This window comes from Paenibacillus sp. FSL L8-0470, assembly GCF_038008625.1.
In the GTDB taxonomy this organism is placed as follows: Bacteria; Bacillota; Bacilli; order Paenibacillales; family Paenibacillaceae; genus Paenibacillus_AQ.
Window position 1 is genome coordinate 1,028,639 of record NZ_JBBOZM010000001.1, and the last position, 18,292, is coordinate 1,046,930.

General features: G+C 51.0%; 15 protein-coding genes. 10 read left to right on the plus strand and 5 right to left on the minus strand.

All coding sequences use genetic code 11. From position 1 onward, the window contains the following. Positions 1-136 precede the first annotated feature (136 nt). The 5 genes from NST99_RS04735 (at position 137) to NST99_RS04755 (ending at position 6,222) form a co-directional block, all read left to right on the plus strand. Positions 137-1,054 (plus strand): DUF4430 domain-containing protein, encoded by a 918-nt coding sequence (locus NST99_RS04735; RefSeq protein WP_341090000.1) that lies wholly within the window; start codon positions 137-139, stop codon positions 1,052-1,054. Then, complete coding sequence (locus tag NST99_RS04740) at positions 1,051-1,995, plus strand: energy-coupling factor transporter transmembrane component T (protein WP_341090001.1); 945 nt, start codon at positions 1,051-1,053, stop codon at positions 1,993-1,995. The genes NST99_RS04735 and NST99_RS04740 overlap by 4 nt, the downstream gene beginning before the upstream one ends. Further along, positions 1,911-3,656, plus strand: coding sequence for an ABC transporter ATP-binding protein (locus NST99_RS04745; RefSeq protein WP_341090003.1), 1,746 nt, complete (start codon positions 1,911-1,913; stop codon positions 3,654-3,656). The genes NST99_RS04740 and NST99_RS04745 overlap by 85 nt, the downstream gene beginning before the upstream one ends. Then, positions 3,629-4,315: an ECF transporter S component gene (locus tag NST99_RS04750; RefSeq protein ID WP_341090004.1), complete on the plus strand. Its 687-nt coding sequence runs from the start codon at positions 3,629-3,631 to the stop codon at positions 4,313-4,315. The genes NST99_RS04745 and NST99_RS04750 overlap by 28 nt, the downstream gene beginning before the upstream one ends. 197 nt (positions 4,316-4,512) lie before the next feature. Beyond that, positions 4,513-6,222 (plus strand): methyl-accepting chemotaxis protein, encoded by a 1,710-nt coding sequence (locus NST99_RS04755; RefSeq protein ID WP_341090005.1) that lies wholly within the window; start codon positions 4,513-4,515, stop codon positions 6,220-6,222. Positions 6,223-6,469: 247 nt separating this feature from the next. On the opposite strand, the gene qoxD is transcribed toward NST99_RS04755, so the two are convergent. From qoxD to qoxA, 4 genes are read right to left on the minus strand one after another with little or no spacing between them, the layout of a single operon-like run. Beyond that, a complete protein-coding gene (gene qoxD / locus NST99_RS04760; RefSeq protein WP_081965692.1) occupies positions 6,470-6,763 on the minus strand; it encodes a cytochrome aa3 quinol oxidase subunit IV in 294 nt (97 codons plus the stop codon). Position 6,764: 1 nt separating this feature from the next. Beyond that, positions 6,765-7,361, minus strand: a complete 597-nt coding sequence (gene qoxC / locus NST99_RS04765; RefSeq protein WP_341090006.1) for a cytochrome aa3 quinol oxidase subunit III — start codon at positions 7,359-7,361, stop codon at positions 6,765-6,767. After that, the gene (gene qoxB / locus NST99_RS04770; RefSeq protein WP_038586390.1) at positions 7,358-9,301 is read right to left on the minus strand and encodes a cytochrome aa3 quinol oxidase subunit I; all 1,944 of its coding nucleotides are present in this window, start codon (positions 9,299-9,301) and stop codon (positions 7,358-7,360) included. Before qoxB ends, qoxC begins: the two co-directional genes overlap by 4 nt. A 43-nt stretch (positions 9,302-9,344) precedes the next feature. Continuing rightward, positions 9,345-10,361: a cytochrome aa3 quinol oxidase subunit II gene (gene qoxA / locus NST99_RS04775; protein WP_341090007.1), complete on the minus strand. Its 1,017-nt coding sequence runs from the start codon at positions 10,359-10,361 to the stop codon at positions 9,345-9,347. 529 nt (positions 10,362-10,890) lie between these two features. On the opposite strand from qoxA, the gene NST99_RS04780 reads away from it, so the two are divergent. Beyond that, on the plus strand, positions 10,891-11,997 hold the full coding sequence (locus tag NST99_RS04780) for a polysaccharide deacetylase (RefSeq protein ID WP_341090008.1): 1,107 nt from the start codon (positions 10,891-10,893) through the stop codon (positions 11,995-11,997). 121 nt (positions 11,998-12,118) lie between these two features. On the opposite strand, the gene NST99_RS04785 is transcribed toward NST99_RS04780, so the two are convergent. Beyond that, positions 12,119-12,736 carry a TetR/AcrR family transcriptional regulator gene (locus NST99_RS04785; protein ID WP_341090009.1) on the minus strand — a complete coding sequence of 206 codons (618 nt, stop codon included), beginning with the start codon at positions 12,734-12,736 and terminating at the stop codon, positions 12,119-12,121. Between the two features lie 146 nt (positions 12,737-12,882). On the opposite strand from NST99_RS04785, the gene NST99_RS04790 reads away from it, so the two are divergent. From NST99_RS04790 to NST99_RS04805, 4 genes are all read left to right on the plus strand, one after another. Next, positions 12,883-14,565, plus strand: coding sequence for an MFS transporter (locus tag NST99_RS04790; protein WP_445744948.1), 1,683 nt, complete (start codon positions 12,883-12,885; stop codon positions 14,563-14,565). Positions 14,566-14,762: 197 nt separating this feature from the next. Beyond that, on the plus strand, positions 14,763-15,149 hold the full coding sequence (locus NST99_RS04795) for a GntR family transcriptional regulator (protein WP_341090011.1): 387 nt from the start codon (positions 14,763-14,765) through the stop codon (positions 15,147-15,149). Then, positions 15,142-16,044, plus strand: a complete 903-nt coding sequence (locus NST99_RS04800; RefSeq protein WP_341090012.1) for an ABC transporter ATP-binding protein — start codon at positions 15,142-15,144, stop codon at positions 16,042-16,044. The genes NST99_RS04795 and NST99_RS04800 overlap by 8 nt, the downstream gene beginning before the upstream one ends. Then, positions 15,998-18,088 (plus strand): DUF6449 domain-containing protein, encoded by a 2,091-nt coding sequence (locus NST99_RS04805; protein WP_341090013.1) that lies wholly within the window; start codon positions 15,998-16,000, stop codon positions 18,086-18,088. The genes NST99_RS04800 and NST99_RS04805 overlap by 47 nt, the downstream gene beginning before the upstream one ends. The last annotated feature ends 204 nt before the right edge of the window (positions 18,089-18,292 follow it).

Sequence of the window (18,292 nt, forward strand, 5' to 3'; positions counted from 1 at the left end):
TTTAAGAAGGCGATTGAGCAGAGTAACAGGCTCATCGGACTGAAGCTTCAAAAGAAAACATAGAGTATAGGAACGGAACGGGGGAGCAGCAGGACAGCCTCCGTTCCTTTCCCTTTTTTCGGAGGTGTGAAAATTAATGTCCAAGCAATCCAAACGATGGTTGTTTTATCCCTTGCTTCTTCTCTTGGCGGTGGTGCTACTGACCGGCTGTTCTTCCGGTGAGCGGCAGTCTGCCGGTTCTGATCTGAACAGTGTAGCAGATACCACCGCTACACAAAGCTCAGCCCCTGATAACGCCGCGTCTCCGCAAACCGGAGACGCAGCAAACACGGCCCCGCCGTCAGAACCGGCGGGCGCTGCCGCTTCGCCTTCCGCGGAGGCGTCGGCGGCTCTTGAAGGAGCGGCGGCACCTGCGCCGCCTGACCCCGCTTCCGGCACGGTGACGAGTCCCGTGCCTGCAGGCACTAAGGCGCCGGCTGCGCATAGCAAGGCAGCCGGTTCCGCCGGAGCTGCCACCGCAAAGGCGTCAGCGGCGCCCGGCGCAGCAGGCGGCGCCAGTGCGGGCCCGGCAGAGTCCTCTGCCAAGCCCGCAGCCACCGCGCGTCCATCTGCCGGCACGAATAAGCCGGCAGCGACCGCGCGGCCAGCGGCTGCCGTTACGCAGCCGCCGTCCGAAACGGCAGCGCCTGCGAAGCCCGCCGCTGCGGAGAGCACAGCTACCGTCTCCATCACAGGGGACGAGGAGTACGGCGTGATTTTGGCTCCGGCCGCCTTTGAAATTGAGAAGGGCGAAAGTGCGCTGGAGCTGTTGAAACGGATTACCCGCAAGAACAAAATACAGATGGAATACCAGGGCTCCAAGGGTTTCGCCTATGTGGAGGGAATAGACAATCTGTATGAATTCGACCATGGCGCAGAGAGCGGCTGGATGTACAAGGTGAACGGGGAGTTTCCGGGCAAAGGTGCCGGAAGCTATACCGTACAGCCCGGAGATGTAATTGAGTGGCTGTATACACTGGATCTGGGCAAAGATCTGGGAGCCAAGGCGCCATGAACAGCGGCTTCCGCTCCATGCATCCTTCGGTAGCCCTGCTATACTATGCAGGGCTGCTGCTGTTCGCTGCCCTGTTGTTTCATCCGCTGTTTCTGGTAACGGAAATTGCCGGCTTGCTTGGCCTTCTGCTTCTGCAGGGACAGGGACGGAAGCTGCTGCGGGGGCTGCCTTTTTACCTGCTGATGGCCGGCTCGGTGGCCGTGATTAATCCTTTGTTCTCGCACCGGGGCTCGCACATCCTGTTTTATTTTATGGATCAGCCGATTACGTTGGAAGCGGTGTTCTACGGACTGATGATGATGACCGTGCTGCTGACGATTTTTATATTGTTCATTTCTTACAACTACACGGTAACGGCGGATAAATTCATGTACCTGTTCGCCGGGGCGGCACCTAAGACGGCCCTGCTGACGCTGATGACGATCCGTTTTGTGCCATTGTTTCAGCGGCGGCTGCGGCAAATCTCCCTGATTCAGCAGATCAGAGGCATTGATGTAAGCAAGGGAAAGCTGCGCAAAAGAATGCGGGACGGCATGACCCTGCTCAAGGTGCTTCTAACCTGGTCGCTCGAGGAGGCGCTGCAGACGGCTGATTCGATGAAAGCACGCGGCTACGGCATCCGCAAACGCAGTGTGTACGGGATTTACAGGCTTGACCGTCAGGACAAGACTGTCTTGGCTCTGCTCTCGCTCAGCGGCTTAATTCCAGTGCTTGGCTGGGTGCAGGGGTACGGCATCTTTGAGATATATCCGCGCATGAAACCTATGGCTTGGGGCTCAGGCGAGGCGGTCATGTATGCCGGCTTCTGCCTGTTCGTAGGAATCCCCCTCTGGCTGGAAGGAAAGGAGAAATGGTTATGGCGATCATCGCGGCGGAAGGATTTTCCTTCCGGTATCCCGATGCAGAGAGAGACACGCTCCATGAGCTCTCATTTAAGATAGAGGAGGGCGAGTTCGTTGTGCTTCTCGGCCCTTCAGGCTGCGGTAAAACAACACTTCTGCGTCATCTGAAACGGGAGCTTGCTCCGGTGGGATTGCACAGCGGGTCCATCAGCTACCGAGGGAAGCCGCTGGCGGAATTGCCTGCGGAGACAGCAGCCGGGGATATCGGGATTGTATTCCAGAATCCGGATGCACAGATTGTGATGGATACCGTGTGGCATGAGCTGGCTTTTGCGATGGAAAATATGGGCTACCCGCCATCGGTCATGCGCAGCAGGCTGGCGGAAATCGCCGGGCTGTTCGGGCTGGAGCCGCTGCTGTACAAATCAGTGCATGAGCTCTCAGGTGGACAAAAGCAGCTGCTGAATCTGGCCTCCGTGCTGCTCCTTCAGCCCAAGCTGCTGCTGCTGGACGAACCGACCTCACAGCTTGATCCTGTCGCTGCCCGCGAGTTTATCCAGACCTTGCAGCGGCTGAATGAGGAGCTGTCGATGACGGTCATCATCAGCGAGCACAGGCTGGAGGAGGTGCTGCCGCTGGCCGACCGGGTGCTGATGCTGGAGGATGGCGTTCTCCAGGCCCAGGATACTCCCCGCGGATTCGTGCGGGGAGCCGGGAAGGGCCTGGACGTAAGTCATCAGGCCTACCTGCCGACAGCGTCGCGGTTATTCCTCGCCCTGTCACCGGAGGCCTCATCCGTTCCGCTGGAATCCATTCCGCTGACGGTGCGTGAGGGCAAACGCTGGTTGCATTCACATGCAGCAGCAGCGCCTGCTGGAGCTACGGCTACCAGCGGCTCACCCCCCGCTGCGGGCGCCCATCCAGCCGTGGAAGCAGGCCGTGCCGCAGCATCACAAGCCTGTGCAGCTTCACGCTTCACAGGCGAAGCCAATGCCGCAGTACCCCTGCTCAGCTGCCGGGAAGTCACCTTCCGTTATGAGAAGGACGGCCCGGAGGTGCTGCGTAAGCTGACGTTGTCCCTGCACCGGGGAGAGCTGCTGGCTATCATGGGCGGGAATGGTGCGGGGAAATCGACCCTGCTGCATGTTCTGGGCGGGCTGGCGAAGCCGCAGCGCGGCAAGGTCGAGTGTGCCAAAGGGCTGAAGTCCGGACTTCTGGCCCAGAACCCGCTGCTCTATTTCAGCTATGACACGGTAGCGGAAGAACTGCGGCATATGGCCCGGTATGCAGGCATGTCTCCTGAGGAGGAGAAACGGGAGATAGAAGCCCTGCTGGATGTATTTCAGCTTCATCAAGTGCTGGACAGCCATCCGCATGATATCAGCGGCGGCCAGCAGCAGAAGCTGGCGCTGGCTATGGTAATGCTGCTGAAGCCAGGCGTTCTGCTGCTGGATGAGCCGACCAAGGGGCTGGACCCCGGGGCGAAGGAAAGACTGGCAGCTTTGCTATGGCAGCTGTTGGAGCAAGGCATAAGCATTATTATCGTGACGCATGATGTGGAGTTCGCTGCAAAATACGCGACCCGCTGCGCGATGCTGTTTGACGGAAGCATTACCGCAGAGGGAGCTCCGGCGGAGTTTTTCAGCAGCAACTATTTCTATACAACGGTGGTAAACCGCATGGTGCGGGATTTGCTGCCGCAAGCATTGACTCTTGAGGATGTGATCAGAACATGGCGAGATTCCGGCTTCCGCTGTTAATTGCTTTAGGTGTATTTCTGGCCGGTCTGGCATTTACGTCAGCGCTGAAGGACCGTCATTATATGCTGCTCAGCCTCGTGCTGCTTGCAGCGGCATTGCTGCCGCTGTTTATCCGGCTGGAGCGGCGTCCGCTGGAATCGCGGGAGCTGGTGCTGCTGGCCGTGCTGTCAGCAATCGCTGCAGTCAGCCGGGTTCCTTTTGCCGCGTTGCCGAGTGTGAAGCCAGTGTCTGCTATTGTCATTTTATCCGCTTATGTCTTTGGGGCTGAGGCTGGCTTTATCATCGGGGCGGTAGCCGCGCTTGTATCCAATATTTATTTCGGGCAAGGTCCATGGACGCCCTGGCAGATGTTTGCCTGGGGGATGGCGGGCCTGACGGCGGGCTGGCTGAGGAGTACCTGGTGGATGAAGAAACGAGGAGGCTTGCTTCTCTTCGGCTTCATCTGGGGGTTTCTGTTCGGCTGGATTATGAATATCTGGTACATTATCAGCCTGCCGGATGCGTTTAGCTGGGCGCTTGTGTTATCCGCATACGTCTCGAGCTTTTACTTCGATCTGGCCCATGCCCTGTCCAATGTATTTTTCCTGGCAATTCTGGCCGGTGGCTGGACCAGGGTGCTGGAGCGGTTCCGCAGGAAATACGGGCTGCTGCAGGAATGATTAGGCCGCTGATATCATGGATTCTGCTGTGTGAAACTACATTGGAATGTTATTTTAGACATTAAGCAGTCCGAGTGTTCTCAAATTAGAATATTTTTCTGTTTTTTTCGACATTTTTCGTGTTAAATCATCATTATTTCGACCTTTTTCGCCGATGAATAAGATAACAGCAAGATACAAAAAGGCGGGAATGGGACATGAGACATCTGAAAGTGAAATATAAAATGGCGCTATTCGTGGCAATTGTCGTTGCTATGCTGATTGGTCTGGGTACGATTGGTATCAGCTTCACCCAAAAAATGGCCAAGCGATCCCAAGAGACCTATAGCGGGAATTTGCAGCCAATTTACCTGGTTACTGAGCTGCGGGCCAACAACCGGGCGATTGAATCTTTTTTGCTGGAAGCTTTACTTACCAAGGAAACCGTCAAGAGCAAAGAGCTGACCGAGGGGATTCAACAAAACATTTCCAAGAATAATGAGCTGTTGGAGCAATTGAAATTAATTGCCTTCCAGGATGCTGAAATCGGCAATAAAATCAATGAGTACCTGTCGTTGCTGCCGGATTACCGGACACAGCGCGATAATATCATTCAGCTTGCCAACCAGAATCTTAATACTGAAGGCTATCAAATCTTCTCGGGTGTGTCCTTTAGCGAGTCCAGGAAACTGATGGTCGGTCTGCTTGATGATACATCCCGGTTGCTGGTTGAGGATGCGACTAAGCATAATGAGCTTGCTTTAGCCGACGCCAAGACCTCATCAACCATGAGCACGATTCTGATTACTGCCGCCTTGATTCTCTGTATTCTGATCAGTATTATAATCACCCGGCTGATTACGAAGCCGCTCAAAGAATTGCAGGGATTGATGAAGCGGGCAGAAGAGGGCGATTTGACCGTAGCTGCATCCTATACAGCCAAGGATGAAATCGGCCAGATCAACCGTTCCTTCAATTCGATGCTGAATAGTCTGAAGGTGATGATGCAAGGGGTCTCGGAAAGTGCGGAGATGCTGTCGGCCTCGTCGGAGGAAATGAGTGCCAGTGCAGAACAGACCGCACGCGCTTCGCAGATGATCGCCGAAACCTCGAATGAAATAGCCGTGGGTTTTGATGTCCAGGTTGAGAACATCAGCCGCACGACAGCATCCGTGCAGAACATGACGGAGGATATTGCTGCCGTCGAGCGCAGCGGCAATGAGATGGCTGAACTGATGGCCGGGGCTGCTGTCTCGACAGACCGCGGCGCAGAAGCTGTTGAGCGAATCCTTGCGCAAATGAAAGAAATTGACTCTAGTGTTGCATCGAGTCAGAGAATAGTCAGCAATCTGGGCAATCTGTCCGGGGAGATCAGTACAATTATCACAACCATTAATGCAGTCGCCACCCAGACGAATCTGCTTTCGCTGAATGCGTCAATCGAAGCGGCCAGAGCCGGGGAACATGGCCGGGGCTTCGCTGTTGTTGCCGGAGAGATCCGCAAGCTGGCGGAGGCTACAGGAAGCAGCTCGCTGCAGATTACCGGAATTATAACTGACATTCAGCAGCAAACCGCCAGTGCGGTAGATTCAATGGCACTGGGAACACAACTGGTATCACAAGGTCTTGCGCAGAGTGAAGTGGTCTCGCAGGCGTTTGAGGAAATACAGCATTCAATTAATGATGCCGTCCGGCAGACGGAGGGTATCAGAGAGGCTGTCGGGCATGTCTCACAGGAATCGCAGGCCGTATCACAGGCCATGGAGCACGCCAATGAGATTTCCCGCAAAGGCGCGGGGGAAGTGCAGGATACAAGCGCTGCCAGTGAGGAACAATTGTCTGCGATGGGGGAAATGTCGCTTTCTGCCCAGTATCTTGCCACACTTGCCGAGGACCTGCAGAAGGAACTGGCCAAGTTCAAACTCTAAATACAGAGCTGCAGCAGCAGATATAGGCTACATAAGGAGAGGCCACCGGAACTTTCATTCCGGTGGTCTCTTCTTTTTATATATGGCGGTATGTTCATTTCTTCGCCGGAGCCACTCACCAGCGCTAACTGAAAGACATCTGAGATTGCGATTAATGTTTTGAACATCCTGCAAAACAAAAAAAAGGTCCGCCCCGGATCGGATGACCGGAGTGGACCTGAAATATGTTGTCCAGCTTATCTAGTTCTTAAGCGTACCAGCCCCATACGAAGATGAACAGGGTTCCGAAGATGGTAACTAATCCAACGAACAAAGCGTAAGCGATATTGATATAAAGCTCTTTCTTGGTATCCGCGGATTCCCCGATGTGCATGAATACGAAGAGCTGCAGAGAAGCCTGGATAAGGGCTGTAATCAGCAGAACCGCCATATTTGCCCCATCGGACAGATCACCATAGATGACAACCAGCGCAGCGGCAGAAAGGACCAGAGAGGCCAGATAACCCATCACATGGCGAATTGGGAACAGTTGCTTCATCATGTCACATCAGTCCTTTCAGGTAGACAAAGCTGAAGATAAAGATCCAGACAACGTCCAGGAAATGCCAGAACAGCGAGAAGATAAAGGCTTTATTGGCGGTAGCCGGATTAATGCCCTGACGCCAGATCTGGATCATAATCGCTGCGCCCCACAGAAAGCCGAAGCTGACGTGCGCACCGTGCGTGCCGAGCAATACGAAGAGACTGGATAGGAATCCACTGGTTTGCAGTGTAGCCCCTTCATGAACATAGGTGAAGAATTCATCAATTTCAATGCCGATAAAGCCGAGGCCCATCAGCAGGGTGATTGCCATAAAGACCATCATGGCCTTCTTGTAGCCGTGACGCATAGCATGGATCGCAAGCCCGATCGTGAACGAACTCGACAGGAGCAGGAAGGTTTCAATCAGCACCGGGCCGATTTCAAACAGCTCGCTTCCACTTGGTCCGCTGGCGAAACGGTTGACCATTACTAAATAAACGGTGAATAAAGTGGCGAAGAGCGGAATTTCAGCTCCGAGAAATACCCAGAAACCGAAAATCTTGTTGCTGTTCTCCTCTGTTGAATATTCCAGCGGCTTGGACGCATCTATTTTCATACAGTCTCACCCCGCAGTTTCTTTTCAGTAGCAATAACTTCTTCAGCTGAAACGTAGAAGCCGTGATCCCGGTCAAAAGACATGGCAGCCAGCATGATGATGATGCCTATTCCGGCCACGATGGCAGGAATCCACATGCTGAATACTAGGAAGAAGCCCAGGAAGAAGAAGATGACACCCAGGATAAATGGCTTCCCGGTATTGTTTGGTAAATGGATTTTAGTAATTTTATCTTCAAAGAGCGGAATATTATCCTGCTTCGCGGACCAGAAGGCATCACGCGTCTGAACTTTTGGCACAATTGCAAAGTTATAAGCAGGAATCGGACTTGGTGTAGCCCATTCCAGTGTACGGCCATCCCATGGATCGCTTGTTGTGTCTCTTGGCATGTAGCGTGTGCTCCAGTAGATGTTGTAGACCAGAATAACAAATCCGATCGCCAGGCCGACAGCACCGGCGAAGGAGAGCATATTCAGCGGACCAAAGCCGGTCTCTTCTGAGTAGGTGTACATCCGACGGGTCATACCCATTAGTCCCAGGAAGAACAGTGGGAAGAAGGTGACATTGAAGGATATAATAATCCACCAGAAGGCATGCTTGCCCAGACGTTCATTCAGGCGGAAGCCGAATACTTTAGGGAACCAGTAATGGAACCCGGCGATAACGGCGAACACGGCGCCCGGAATCAGCACGTAGTGGAAATGCGCAACCAGGAACATCGTATTATGATACTGGTAATCGGCACTGGCCATCGCCAGCATAACGCCGGTAACCCCGCCGATAGTGAAGATCGGGATAAAAGCCAATGTGTACAGCATCGGGGTCGTAAAGGTTATTCGCCCTTTTCGGAGGGTGAACAGCCAGTTGAATATTTTAACCCCGGTAGGCACAGCTATCGCCATAGTAGTTATGGAGAAGAAGCTGTTGACCATAACCCCTTGGCCCATGGTATAGAAATGGTGAGCCCATACCAGGAAGGACAGCAGGGAGATGAGCAGCATACTGACAACCATGGAAGTGTAGCCGTACAGATTCTTTTTGGAGAAGGTGGCAATAATTTCGCTGTAAATACCGAATGCCGGCAAAATAACGATATATACCTCCGGATGTCCCCACACCCAGAACAGGTTGGCCCAGAGCATATCCATCCCGCCGTTGGCCATCGTGAAGAATTGAGAACCAAACAGCCGGTCGAACATCATCAGGGCAAGTGCCACAGTCAGCACAGGGAAGGCAAATACGATAATAATGTTTGTAATCAGTACGGACCAGGTGAACATTGGCATCTTCATCAGTGTCATGCCTGGTGCACGCATTTTAAGAATCGTCACGATGAAGTTAACGCCTGTGATCAGTGTCCCGATACCGGAAATCTGCAGCGCCAGAGAGTAATAGTTATTACCGACCGTAGGGCTGAATTCCAGACTCGCCAGCGGGAAGTAAGCCGACCATCCGGCATCCGGCGAGCCGCCGATTACGAACGAAATGTTAAGCAGCATAGCTCCCATGAAGAAGAGCCAGAAGCTGACCGCGTTCAGCCGCGGGAAGGCCACATCTCGCGCGCCGATCTGCAGTGGGATAATTACGTTCATTAAACCGATGATAAACGGCATGGCCATGAACAGAATCATGATCAGACCATGGGTGGTAAAGACCTCGTTATAGTGCTGGGCATCGAGGAATTTCATTTCCGGCGCTGCCGTTTGCAGACGCATCATCATGGCGTCAACGCCACCGCGGAACAGCATAAGCAGTGCGGCCAGGATATACATAACCCCGATCTTCTTATGGTCTACAGTTGTAAGCCATTCGCGCCAGAGGTATCCCCATTTCTTGAAATAGGTAAGCCCAACGAGAATCCCGATGGTCGCAAGAGCGATACTGATCATTGCTCCGTATATCAGGGGTTCGCCGTGAACCTTAAATTTGTCTAAATCCATTAGGGTAGCTCCTTTCAGGTTGTTACATTAAACTGTGAACGAGTTAGTGGCCCTCGTGTGTGTGTTCTTCTACAGGTGAGCTTGGAAGCGGCTCATTCACCTCTGGGTTGGGCTCGCTGTCAAATTCGGTCTGGCTGGACGGTTCAGGGGAAGGGTGGATGTCCTTGTTATCCTGATGATCCATATTTCCGTTATCCATATCCATTTCCGTACCATCCCCGCTCATATGCTCGCTATGGTCTCCCGGCGGCGGGCTGAACTCCAAGTGGGTGGAGGAATAGGTTTTGCGTCCAAGATGTTCGGCAGCCAGCAGGCCTTTGAATTCATCCTCTGTAAGCTTAGGCGCGGTATCCTTAACCTCTTTGACCCATTCGGCATATTCTTTGTCGCTCATCACAAGCGCCTCGAATTCCATGTGGGCGAAGCCTTTACCGCTGAAGTTCGAGTTCTTGCCGATAAATGAACCTGCAGTGTCAGCGGAGAGATTAAGTTCTGTAAGCATGTCGCTCATCGCATACTTCTGTCCGGCAAGCTGTGGAATCCAGAAGCTGGTGATGGTACCGAAAGAGTACAGTCTGAACTCTACTGCACGGTGAATCGGGAAATTGACGTAGTTTACGGTTTCAATTCCCTCCTCAGGATAGCTGAAATGCCATTTCCAGTTGGAAGAAGAGGCGTAAATAACCAATGGTTTCTGGTCCTTGTATTCCTCTGCAACATTTTCAACCGCATGGGTTGATTTTACAGTCACCACTGACAAAAAGGTTACGATGATAATCGGGATAATAATCCAGATGGCTTCGAGAACCTTGTTGCCCTCCTCATGTTCTGGAATGTAACCTTCGTTGCTTTTTTTCGCCCGGTATTTCACCAGTACGAATATATATAAGATGTAGACAACTGCCAGGACCCCGATCATCACCAGAATGGACAGGATGATGGTGTCAGATAAAGTGCGTGCGGCCGGACCCTTCGGATTCAGAACGGTGAGCGAACTGCATCCCGGCAGAAGAAGGATTAGGCTGAGGAACAAAGCGTATAACGGACCCTTTTTTTTCATATAGAACTCCTTCCTTCAAAACTTCTTTTCATTGCCGTTCATTAGCCAATAAAGATTAACCTGTATCTATAGTAAGAACTACTTACCCATAATGCAAAATACATATTTTAACAATAAAGCCACATAAGACCTTAATAATGGCGAACAAGTTAAATATGTGTGATCGAATTGTTACAAATGTCGTAAGGTATGACAAAGATCACTGTAGTGGTGCGGTTTAAGGTAATTTTAAGGTTGTTCAAATTTTGTTCACTTTTTCACAAATGTTACTAATTTCGTCACAATTAATTTGTGTAATAAACTCTGATTTTAACCGCTTTTTGCGGCCGCGACAGGTTTCGACGATTGTTGCGATTTTTTGATAAATATTAAGAATATGTCTTTTGTCACTGTGAAAAAGTAACAAGATATTCTTTGGGCGGTTACAATCTCTCAAATTCAAATCTATCTATGTGTGATAAAGTATAGATAAATATACATAGATAGGAGATTACTGCTTGTGCGAATGAAAAAAACAATGCTGTTATTCATGTCTTTATTCTTATGTTTCGGTATTCTACAGAATACGGCAATCGCAGCCGGAACGAATCCCTCATTACGTCTTGGTGTGAACGACACACTGACGGAAATAGAAGCTGTTTCTGTAAAAGGTAACTATTATGTTCCAGTACGCGCTTTGGCGCAGAAGCTGAAGTGGAACATTTCCATGCTTCAGGACGGGGTTCAGATCGCCGGAGGCGGCAAATCCCTTTTACTGCTCAAAGATGACGGAGGTGCCAAACTCCAGAATGATACTATTGTTCAAATAAGTAGCTTTGTGCAGAATGGATCGCTGATGGTTCCGTTGCGGATAAGTACTTATCTTGGGTATATGATAACCTTTGAGCCGGATAAATATTTACTAAGAGTGCGGGATACATCGGCAGCTTTGGATGATGTCGCGTTCGTAAGCCAATTCAAGAGCGAATTAAAGCCGATTGTCAGCGCAAAGCCGGCTCCGGAGACAACCCCGGGCAAGCAAGGAAGGATAGTGTATCTTACCTTTGACGACGGACCATCGGCAACGACTTCGCAACTGCTGGATATTCTGGGTAAAAATGAGGTAAAGGCGACCTTTTTTATGCTTGGACCCAATATGAACCGGTATCCATCGGCAGTAAAACGAATTGAAGAGGAAAGCCACGGACTCGCACTCCACGGTATGACTCACCGCAAAGAGAAGTTTTATGCTTCTCCGGGTGCAGCACTTGCCGAAATGTCAGCTGATAATGCGGTGCTGAAGAAGATCACCGGCTCCAGCACAACGCTGATCCGTCCGCCATACGGAAGCAAACCTTATTTCACCAAATCCTACAGGGACAGAGTGCTTAGCCAAGGGTTCCATCTATGGGATTGGAATGTGGACTCAAACGACTGGAGATACAAGGAGAACAGCGCCAGGATCTATAATACGGTTATGGAACAGGTCCATAAACTGCAAAAGTCCAACAGCAATCCTGTTATCCTGATGCATGATCAGAAAGCTACACTGAAAGTGCTGCCGGACGTACTCGAAACACTGAAGAAGGAAGGCTATACCTTTGAGATTATTACGAAGGATATGGAGCCGCTGAATTTCTGGAAGGATAAGCGCTGATCGTCCGCGTTTACGGCAAGAGGTAGAAAGAGTGTAATAAGCGGCTTAAGCAGATTGTTTTCTGCTTAAGCCGCTTTTTTTGTGCTGCGAGTTGGTTGTCCGTACCGACAGCATAGCCCCGTCATTTGTACAAATACCCTACGAGCATATTGACAAGCTCCGATTTCAGCCTTTCGATCGAAATACGGTGCGGCGAAAATGCAATCACGTCCACAATGGCGTTGATCGATTCAAACACGAGGATTGCAGCAGCTTCCAGATCGTTAATTTTAAGCTCATCCTTGCCAATTTGAAGATATTGAAGTGTTCTGACGCGGCCGACCTCATACTGGGCATCCATCAGTTGCGTAATATCGTCATCGCTAAGATACATAATGGAGAGCTCCTTATTGAATCCGATGTAAACCTCGTGAGAGAGCAGTAGGCTGTCTACCAAATGGGTGAGCAGCGCGTGTTTATCTGGATTATGGAAGTTGATCTCTGACATATAGGCATCAATCCGAGCCTGCAAGGTTTCGTTATAGTCCTTGAGCACATCAATAAATACGGCCCTTTTATCTATGAAATAGGAATAGAAGCTGCCGGTGGATACGCCCGCTGCCGCAGCAATCTGCTTCGTATTGGTCTGATGGTAGCCCTTCTCCGAGAAAAGCCTCATGGCGGCTTGAACGATGGCTTCCTTGGTCTTGATGCTGCGGTCCTGCCGCGGTGTTCTTGTCTTGTCTTCCATTTCACTCATGGTTAAAGCCCCTCCTTATAACCGATTGTAGAGGAGCGAAATTTTACTGTCAACAAAAGTTGAACAAAAGTTCAATTTATTATTGACAAACATGAACTATAGTTCATATAATTCAAACATGAACTTAAGTTCACATATAAGGAGAGATGAAATTGAGCATCAGAATGCGTAGGGCTTTTTCTTTTACGGCAATTGTTCTGGGTTTCTTCATGGCGCTGCTGGATACGACGATTATTAATATTGCCTTGCCTGAAATGACGAGGCAATTTGGCGGCAGCGTATCGCAAATTTCTTGGGTGATGAATGGTTATAATCTGGCGTTTGCCGTATTCATTCTCACGGCTTCAAGACTGGCTGACCAATTCGGACGGAAGAAAATATTTATCGCCGGTGTGGTGCTGTTTACTGTGACCTCGCTGCTCGCGGGCTTTGCTACATCACTTGGGATGCTCATTGGATTAAGGGTCCTTCAGGGACTTGCGGGGGCAATCATTGTTCCGGTTACCATTCCGCTGACAACCACAACCTTTCCAAAGGAGATGCACGGCTTGATCATCGGCATATGGGGGGCCGTTTCAGGCGTTGCGGCTGCGAGCGGGCCGGCACTTGGCGGGATTATTACGCAAAATCTGAACTGGCAATGGATCTTTTTTGTCAATGTGCCGCTGGGGGTGCTGAGCGTGGTGCTTACTTGTCTGTTTATACAGGAATCCAGAGATGAGACCGCAGGCCGATCCATTGATTATGGCGGAACATTGGGGATAACCGGGGCGATGTTTTTTATTACCTATGCGCTGATTAAAGTTCAGGATTATGGCTGGAACTCCCGGATGACGCTGCTACTGCTGGCTGCAGGGGTTCTGTTTCTCGTCTTCTTTTTCCTCACACAGTGGAAAGGGAAGGAGCCGATGCTCCCGTTGTCGCTGCTGAGAATTCCCCCGTTTAACGGTGCAACGTTAACTATGCTGTTTGTTGGTGCGGGGCTGATGAATATCTCTCTGCTGACCTCTTTCTTCCTGACCCGGATGATGGGGATGACCGAACTGCGGGCCGGGCTTGTACTTTCCATGCTTGCGGTGGGCTCGATCGTCAGCTCAGCCCTATCCGGGCCGTTGTCCAATAAATACGGCAGCCAGCTGTTTGGGGCGGTTGGAATGATTATGATGGCCGGAGCGATGTATTCATTAAGCGGACTGCATGCAGACTCAACGCTTCCGGAAGTATTGATCCGTCTGGTTGTGGCCGGTATCGGCACCGGCTTCACCATGGCACCAGTGATGTCTTCAGCCGTGCGCAACGTGCCAGAGGAAAAGGTGGGAATCTCATCGGGGATTACGAATATGGCAAAATCACTGGGGGGTGTGATCGGGGTAGCTATTATCGTTACTGTGCTGCAGCAAAATACCAGCGACGGGCTGCATGCGGCTTCCGTCCGCGCGGTGAAAGCAGTGGAGAAGGATGCTGTGCTCCAGCCCTTTCTCAAAACAGTGATTGCGGATGCGGCGGGTTCATTGGCCAATGGGGAAAGCTCACCGGCTGAAACCTCCGGGAAGGTATTGAAGGAGGCGGAGCTTGCTGCTGCCCGGCTTGCCCCTTCGGATCAGCAGGCATTTGCCGCCGACCGGAGCCGGCAAACCCGGGAGATGGAGCTCGTCCTGACGCGTGCAGGAGAAGACATGAAACATGCAGCTGAACAGGCATACAGCAGAACTTACGTTTTAGCCAGCCTTATTATGCTTCCGGGTGCTGTATTCGCATTGTTCAGCGACAAACGCCGGAAACGGAAGGGGGCCGGGGTTCCTGGGGAACTTGCATTGCCGCAGCAATAGAGTTCTCCGTATATATCGTGCATATATAGAAGAAAAACCCTTGGGGCTTTATAAGATTAGGTCAGCCGGTAATTTGTGGTTGGCCTAATTTAATTTGTTTGGAGGGTTGACATGTATATCTAACTGTACTAATAATAGTAGTACAGTTAATACACCTAGGCACAGTTTGTGATACAACATCAGAAAGGAGAACTGTCATGTTCGAATTGGATGTCCGCAGCCGCAAGCCGATTTACGAGCAGCTGACCGGCAAGATCAAAGAAATGATTATGCATGGTATTTTGCGGGCAGATGAACAGCTTCCCTCGGTGAGGATCTTATCCTCGCAGCTCACCGTAAATCCGAATACGATTCAGAAAGCCTACCGGGAGCTGGAGCGGGAAGGCTACATTTATTCCTTACAGGGCAAGGGGAGTTTCGTGGCTCCGCTTCAGCAGGGACTGAACGAAAGCAAGAGGGCGGAAGTGCGGAATGAGCTGCTGCGCCTGATGGCGTCAGCCGTCTACCTTGGATTTACCGAAAGCGAGATAGGTGCGCTGTACCGCCAGGTGCTGGATCAGAGAGAGGGGGAGAAACATGATTGAAATTCGCGGCGTCAGCAAAATTTTTCAGGGAGAAAAAGCAGTTGACGGCATTTCGCTGACTGTACATAAAGGAGCCATTTACGGACTGCTCGGATCGAACGGTGCGGGTAAAACAACACTGCTGAAGACGCTCGCCGGTATTTACCGGCCGGAAGAGGGCACGGTTAAGTTTGAAGGGAAGCCGGTCTTTGAAAACCCCGGGGTGAAGCAAAGGATCATTTTCATGCCGGACAGTCCTTATTTCTTCCCGCAGGCATCAATCAAGAGCATGGCCGCCTTTTACCGCTCTATTTATCCGGGGTGGAATGAGGCACACTTTCAGGAGCTTGGGAAAATGTTCCGGCTCGATACAGGCCGCAAGCTCAGCCGGTTCTCCAAGGGTATGCAGCGCCAGGCGTCCTTCTGGCTCGCTCTAAGCTGCTCGCCGGATGTGCTTATCATGGATGAGCCGATTGACGGGCTTGACCCGGTCATGCGGCGGCAGATCAAGAATCTGCTGTTCCAGGAGGTGGCCGAACGGGGGATGACCGTCATCATCTCCTCGCATAACCTGCGGGAAATTGAGGATCTATGCGATCATGTCGGCATTATGCACGGCGGCAAAATGCTGGTGGAGAAGGATCTGGACGATCTCAAAGCGGACACGCATAAAGTGCAGGTGGCGTTCCGGGATGAACGGCATGCATCGGTACTGACAGCCAAGCTGCAGATTCTTCATCAGGAACAGCGTGGCAGCGTTAATCTCTATATTGTAAAAGGGGACCGCGAGCGGATCGGGCAGGCTTTTCGGGTGTACGATCCGTATGTACTCGACCTATTGCCGCTGACACTTGAGGAAATCTTTATATATGAAATGGGGGATGCCGGTTATGACGCGCAGCCGATTCTTCTTTAACAGCAGTGTGATCCGCCAAAACTTGCGCCAGCATGGCTGGATTGGGATTATCTACATGCTAGGTCTCATGTTCTTTCTTCCAGTCCAGATGTTCTTGAACGGCAATCCGAATGCGGAGCCTGAGAAAGTCGAGGGTTTGTTCCGTATCGGTGGTGATATGCAAGTGGTCTTTATCGCTACGCTTCCAGTGGTAGCAGGCCTATTCCTCTTCCGCTTTCTGCAGGCCAAGCCTTCATCGGATCTGTGGCACAGCCTGCCGCTGCGCCGGGAGCATTTACTTGCTGCCCATACATGTAGCGGCCTGATTCTTCTGCTTCTTCCGGTCTGGCTGACTGCCGCAGTTGCCGCAATCGTGGCACCGCTGGACGGCAATATGTACATTTACCAAGGAGCGGACGTCTGGGAGTGGTGCCTGACGGTTACCATCCTCACCTTGTTCCTGTTCGTTTTCACTGCCTTCGTCGGAATATGTACAGGCCAAACTGTTCTCCAGGGGGTTGTTGTTTATATCCTGCTTGTTCTTCCGTCCGCGCTGTTAATGCTGACCAGCATGCATCTTAATAGGTATTTGTACGGGTATTCAGGCGGTTATAATGAGGAGTATAGAATGGTCAATTGGTCGCCGGTTCTGCAGATTGTGAAACTCGAAAATGAATACGATCAATTCAGTACAGGAGAGAAATGGATATATTTCGTGATCACTCTCTTAGTAATTATGCTGTCTTTTGTGCTTTACCGCAAACGGCATAGCGAAAAGGCTGGGCAGGCAATTGCTTTTACCTATTTCAATCCATTGTTCAAAGCCGGGGTAATGTTCTGTGCCATGCTGGTTTCCGTGTCTTATTTCGGCAATGTGAAGCCGCAGCAGACAGGCTGGCTTATTGGCGGCTGTATTGCCGGAGCACTCATTGGCTATATTGTAGCTGAAATGATTATTCGCAAGACGTGGCAGATCATGACCCGCAGGGTATTCGCCGAGTTCGCTGCCTATGCCATACTGCTGGGACTCCTGCTCTATGTTCCGGTCACTGGAATTACCGGCTATGAGAGCAGGGTGCCGGCAGCGGACAAGGTCACAGCAGTGTATACCGGAAGCAATTTCTGGACGTTAACCGAACCAGAGCAAGGCCCGATGGGAGTTCAGAACCGTCCCTATGAAGAGAAGGAAGTCTTCAATGAAGACAAAAGCTATATTGAGGCTGTGCGCAAGCTGCATCAGGCACTTGTCACTGTGCGTCCTGGAGAGGAGGAACGCTCTATGGGCAGTTCTATCGGCAGCAGGCAGTTCAGCATTGCTTACCAGTTGAAGAATGGGCGGCAGATGCTGCGGTCTTACTGGATACCATCAGCCGGCTTCGAACCGGAGCTGAAGGCGATCATGGAGAACAAGGAGTTCAAGCGCAACGAATATATGCTCTCCCGGCTGAACGATAATGTGGATAGTCTGAGAATCAGCAACAAAAACAAAAATAAAGCGATTTCGATCTCCGATCCCCAAGAGGTTAAAGAATTCAAGGAAATTCTGAAACGGGAGATATTGAACATGTCCTATGAAGATCAGATGGACAATAGGATTTCAAAGGCTTCTATTCAAGCAATAGGCAAGCCGGATGAAGTGGGGTACCAGCTCTATTATCGCTATGAGTGGAAAACCTCCTATCACGAGCTTGAAGGCTGGCTGGCCGAAAAGGGATACGCGGATAAAATTCGTACCCAGGCACGGGATGTGGAATCCGCCGAAATTATAAAGGATGTGTATACTGACAAGCTTGACGCGGCAAGCAGGAATGATGTGTATACTGACAAGCTTGGCGCGGCAAGCAGGAATACTGTCCAGCGGCATTTTGATCTGGCGCGCAGCGAAGGTCTTGCGGCGGTCACCAAGGATAAGAAGATTATCGGCGATATTCTGGGAAAAGAGCGCTATTATAGCGGAAGAACCGGTGAATATGTAGTGAAGATGAAGTATAAGTACGGAGAAGTAACTTATATATCGCTGAGGAAACAAGACCTTACGCCCGCTATAAAATCACTGCTTCCTTAAGATTCTGGTTTTAGCTTCAGCGGGTTGACAGAAACTGGATGAGTGGATTATGCTTTTGGAAAATACAAGAACGGCAGGAGGTCTGGACAGATGATTGAACAAGGGAATAATCTACACTCGCATTATGCTATTATCTATCTTCCATTCATCTGTCCGCCTTGGGTTACTGTTCAGCTTTAGCAGCGTTTAGTTATTTCCGGTCAG